General features: G+C 64.5%; 3 protein-coding genes. 1 reads left to right on the plus strand and 2 read right to left on the minus strand.

Features of this window, described 5'->3' with window-relative positions; genetic code table 11:
- Nucleotides 1-60 precede the first annotated feature (60 nt).
- Nucleotides 61-1,422, minus strand: coding sequence for a hypothetical protein (locus tag OVY29_RS22405; RefSeq protein WP_313911833.1), 1,362 nt, complete (start codon nucleotides 1,420-1,422; stop codon nucleotides 61-63).
- Nucleotides 1,419-2,024 carry a recombinase family protein gene (locus OVY29_RS22410; protein WP_099185149.1) on the minus strand — a complete coding sequence of 202 codons (606 nt, stop codon included), beginning with the start codon at nucleotides 2,022-2,024 and terminating at the stop codon, nucleotides 1,419-1,421. The genes OVY29_RS22405 and OVY29_RS22410 overlap by 4 nt, the downstream gene beginning before the upstream one ends.
- 147 nt (nucleotides 2,025-2,171) lie before the next feature.
- Here OVY29_RS22410 and OVY29_RS22415 point away from each other — a divergent pair, with 147 nt between their 5' ends.
- The gene (locus OVY29_RS22415; RefSeq protein ID WP_058804985.1) at nucleotides 2,172-5,105 is read left to right on the plus strand and encodes a Tn3 family transposase; all 2,934 of its coding nucleotides are present in this window, start codon (nucleotides 2,172-2,174) and stop codon (nucleotides 5,103-5,105) included.
- The last annotated feature ends 26 nt before the right edge of the window (nucleotides 5,106-5,131 follow it).

Genomic DNA, 5,131 nt, shown 5'->3' on the forward strand with positions numbered 1-5,131 from the left:
GGCCTCTGTGCATTGTAGGGACACGGATTCACGGTAGGCATCGACGTCAGGGGTAGCGAACTATTTGCGCAGGTTCTCGATGCCAAGTTCGCGCCACATCCAAGTGAAGTCGTAGGTGGCCATCGGGTCGTTCGCGTCGAGTTGGCTGCTGCTGCGGTTTTCGAGATGCTTGAGCCACCCGGCTACTCGGTGCCGGCCTGCGGCAGTTTGAACGGCTGCGCGCGGGGTGATGTCGCCGAGCATGCCGACGGGTTCATCGAGCGTCGCGCGGTACTGACGGTCGAGCATGGCATGGATGAGCGGGGTTGCAACCTCTGGCGCAATGGCGGGTGCCGGTTCGGATGATGTCAGCCCCTCGGCCCGCGCCGCCATGGCCTGTTCGACCGTCTCAATCGTGGTCAGCGGCGAGCCGACCAACCCGGCGAGCGCATCGTTGATAAGCGTGGTGCCGCGTTTCGCTCGCTCGGCCGAGGTGACGGCGAGCATCAGGGCGCGGCCTTTCAATTCGACATTGCCGAGCACCGGGGTGCCGTCCGCCATCGTCACACCCCACGCCATGCGCCCGGTGCTTTTCGCTTTTCCGTTCGGTTTCTCGCCCAGCCAGTTCCAAAAGTGCGTGGTTTCCCGCTGAAGCGCAGGGAGAGTATCAAGCCGCTCGCCGACCAGCGCCTGGGTCACGCCGCGTGCGAAGGGAAAGCGCACGCGGTGGAACATCACCTCCTCGCCATCACTGTTGTGCAGCGTGGGGATGGACGCCGGTCCCATGGTCCTGGGAACGACATCGAACAGCCATGCCGTGCTGATGAGGGCCGGAAGTGCAGCCAGATCGTCGGCGTCTAGGTTCAACGCGGTTTGCGGGCTGCGCTTGCCCTTCGAGCGCCGTAGATCGGCGACGATCGCCTCGGCCGCCTCCATAGTGAACGACAGCACGCCCCCCGACAGGAGGTGCTTGCCTCCGACCTGCACGACGCGGGCACCGATCCTGTCCCATTGCTTCAGCGTCTGCGAGGCGCTGCGCTCGGATACTCGAAGCGGCTCGCTGCCCTGGATCAGGTCACGCACAAGGAAGCCGCTCCCGGGCTCGACCTCGCTCACCTCGTGGAGGCTCATCACCGACGATCGGAGGGCACGCAGGTAGATTTTGGTCGGGCCGCTCTCGTTCCAGCCCCGGCGCCGAATATAGTCATCAACGATGTTCCGGTCCCCGGGTTCGATGGTGCGCGTGAGCAGATCCTCGAACGCGCATCCCCACAACACGCCGGCCCAATGATCGCCGACGATGTCCGCCAGCTCGTCCGCTTCGAAGTCGAACTCCTCCATCGCCAGCCCGAGATGATCGCCGAGCGCCTCGCCCAGATGCTCGCCCCAGGCCGGCGAGGTGGCGAACTTCATGACGCCGGACAGATCGTGACCACGCTTCATGCCTGTTCCCTCTGCTGCTGACTGAATTGCTGGCGGTGCGCGGCGACGATGCGCGAGACGGTGGGTTCGCTGACGCCGTAGAGCCGCGCCATCTCGGCACCGGACTTGCGGCCGGACGTGACGGACTCGGCGATTTCGCGGCGCTGCTTGTCGCCGAGCTTGGGCCGACGCCCGCCGATCCGTCCTTCTGCGCGAGCCTGGGCAAGGCCGGCGCTGGTACGCTCGCGGATCATGGCCCGCTCAAACTCGGCGAAGCTTCCCACCATCTGCATCATCATCCGCCCTGCCGCGGTGGTGGTGTCGATCGCCTCGGTCAGCGAACGAAAGCCCGCTCCCGCGTGCTCGATCCGCTCCATGATGTGCAGCATGTCCTTCAAGCTGCGCGACAGTCGGTCGAGCTTCCAGACGACGACGACATCTCCCTCGCGCAACTGGCCGATCATCTCCAGAAGCTTGGGTCGGTCCCACCGCCCACCGCTGGCGGTCTCCTCGAACATCCGCTTGCAGCCGGCGGCATCGAGCGCGCGCCGCTGCGCGGCGTTCGACTGGTCGTCGCCCTTCGATACGCGGGCATAGCCGATCAGATAGGGTTCGCGCGTCATCTGCGTCTCTTTCACAAACGGCCGTATCCGGAGGTGGAAACAGGATGCACCAATTTCCGCAGCCTTGGGCCTTTCACAATCCTCTTTCATTAAGCGGGCAAAAGGCAAGAGGTTTTTGAAGGATGAAACATGCCCGCACGTATTCCGATGACCCAGCGGCAGCGCGCCGCATTGCTTGCTTTGCCCGACAGCGAGGCGGCGGTGGTGCGACACTATGGCCTCGATGCCGAGGACCTTGCTGCAATCGGCACCGCGCGCACTCCGGCAACCCGGTTGAGCTACGCCCTGCAACTCTGTTGCCTCCGCTTTCCGGGGCGGCATCTGCGCGCAGGCGAGCTGTTGCCTGCGATCATGCTCGACCATATCGCCGAGCAGGTCGGGGTGGATGCAGGCGCCATCGCCGACTTCGCGCGGCGAGCGCCGACCCGCTACGATCAGCTTGCCGCCATCAAGGCGCGCTTCGGCTTCACCGATCTGAGCCGGCCAGCGCGCGGTATCATGATGACCTGGCTGGAAATCGAAGCCATGCCCATCGTGGACGGGCGTATTCTGCTCGATCGACTGCTCGACGAGCTGCGCACGCGGCGCATCGTTATCCCCGGCATCAGCGTAGTCGAGCGGATGGCGGCCGAGGCGATGCTGCGGGTGGAAACCGATCTGGTCGCTGCAATCCATGATAAACTCGATGCGGATATGCGTCAGCGCCTCGATACGCTGGTCGATGAGAAGGTGCATGATCGACAGAGCCGCTTGTCGTGGCTGCGCGAACCACAGCCCCGCGTCGCGTCAGCCTCGCTCGCCGAAATCCTTGAGAAGATCGCTCTGATCCGCAGGACCGGAATTTCCTGTGTTCCGGTCGATCCCCTGCACGAGCCACGCATGACGCAGTTCGCCCGCGAAGGCGTGCGCTATACCGCCCAGGCCTTCCAACAGATGCGCGCCTCCCGCAGGCGGGCCATCCTGCTTGCTACGCTGCGCGAGATGGAAGCCACGCTTACCGACGCGGCGATCGCCATGTTCGGCGCCTTGATGGGACGCGCTCACCTTCGTGCCCGCAAACGCCTGGAACAGGGAATCGCGATTTCGGGACGCGAAGGCCGTGACCGACTGATGCGCATCGCCACCGTGCTGGAAACAGTTAGCCGGGTAGCACGCACCGGTGAAGATATCGGCGCGGCCCTCAGGGATATCGTGCCTCTCGACATGCTCGATGCCGATGCCGCGATCATCCGTCGTACCGCGGCACCTCACAGGGACGATGTGTTGAGCGAGATCGCAGCCGAATACCGGACCTTCAAACGAATAGGACCTCTATTCCTGCAAACGCTCGATTTCCACGGCCGGGTCGGCACCGCGGCGTTGCGCAATGCGATGACGGTCCTGTCGGATCTTGATGGCGACTGGCGCAAGCCGCTCCCTGCCGACGTTCCGCTCGGTCATGTCGAGCGGCGCTGGCACCGCCATGTCGTGGTCGCCGGCAAGATCGACCGGACGCATTGGGAGATGGCCACCTACGGGGCGCTCGCCAATGCACTGGCATCGGGTGATATCTGGGTGCCGAGGTCACGGCTGCACAGGTCGCTGGACGTGCTGCTCGCGCCATCAAGTGGCGCAGCGCTGCAACCGGTGTTCTCGCTCGGTGATCCACACGCATGGCTCGATCAGCGCGCCGCGCAACTCGACAAAGCCTTGTGCGACGTCGCCCAGAATCTGGCCGGACGTGATGCTGCCCTGTTCGCTGGCGAGCGATTGCGCTTCCCCAAGGAACTGAAGGACGATGATGCCGGGCACGACGAAGGACGGCATCTGACGCTTGCCTGCTACGGTATGCTGCCTGCCACGCGTATCACCGACGTGCTGTCGCAGGTCGAACGATGGACCGGCTTCACCCAGCACTTCGGGCACGTCTCGACCGGGTTGCCGCCTGGCGATGAGCAGGCCTTCCTCGCCACTCTGATTGCCGAAGCGACCAATCTTGGGCTGTCGCGCATGGCCGAGGTATGCGGCGCAGGGTCACGCCGCGCGCTGCTGCGCATGCAGACATGGCACATGCGCGAGGAAACCTTTCGGGCGGCGCTCGCCTGTCTGACCGACGCCATCCACGCCGAGCCGATCGCCGCCTGGTTTGGGCAAGGACACCGGGCTTCCGCGGATGGCCAGGCCTTCTACCTGGGCGGGCCGGGCGAAGCCGGCGGAGCGGTCAACGCCCATTATGGTCGCGACCCAGTGGTCAAGATCTACACCACCATCACCGACCGCTACGCGCCGCTGCACCAGACGGTGATCGCCGGCACGGCAGGAGAAGCCATCCATGCGCTCGATGGGCTCCTCGGCCATGACAGCAACGCCGATCTGACCGCACTGCACGTCGATGGAGGCGGCGTTTCCGACATCGTGTTCGCAACGATGCATCTCCTCGGGCTCGATTTCGAGCCGCGCATTCCTCGCCTGTCCGACCGGCGCCTCTACGCATTCGAACCTTCGAAGCGCTATGGCAGGCTTGCGCCACTGTTCGGTCACAGGCTCAACCGGGATCTGATCGTCAGCCACTGGCCGGATATCGAACGCGTCATCGGCGCGATGCGTGATCGCACCGTTACGCCCTCGCTGATCCTCAAAAAGCTATCCGCCTACCGCCAGCAGAACAGCCTCGCCGCGGCGCTCCGCGAGGTAGGACGGATCGAGCGCACGCTGTTCACGTTGCGCTGGTTCGACGATCCGGCGCTACGCCGCACGGTCACCGCCGAGTTGAACAAGGGCGAGGCGCGCAACAGCCTGGCGCGAGCGGTCGCCTTCCATCGGCTCGGTCGCTTTCGCGACCGTGGCTTGGAGAACCAGCAAACCCGCGCGGCTGCCCTCAACCTCGTCACCGCAGCGATCATCCTGTTCAACTGTCGCTATCTTGGGCACGCCGTCGAAGAAATGCGCCGCCGCGGAAGCCAGATCGATCCGGCTATGCTGTCTCGGCTCTCACCATTGGGCTGGGATCGCATCAATCTCACCGGCGATTATGTCTGGTCCGATCACCTCGATCTCGACGCCAATGGCCTCATGCCGCTGCTCATCAAACCGCTACCGTGAATCTGTGTCCGCATAATGCACAGGGG

The sequence above is a fragment of the Sphingopyxis sp. SE2 genome (assembly GCF_032227185.1).
Lineage (GTDB): Bacteria > Pseudomonadota > Alphaproteobacteria > Sphingomonadales > Sphingomonadaceae > Sphingopyxis.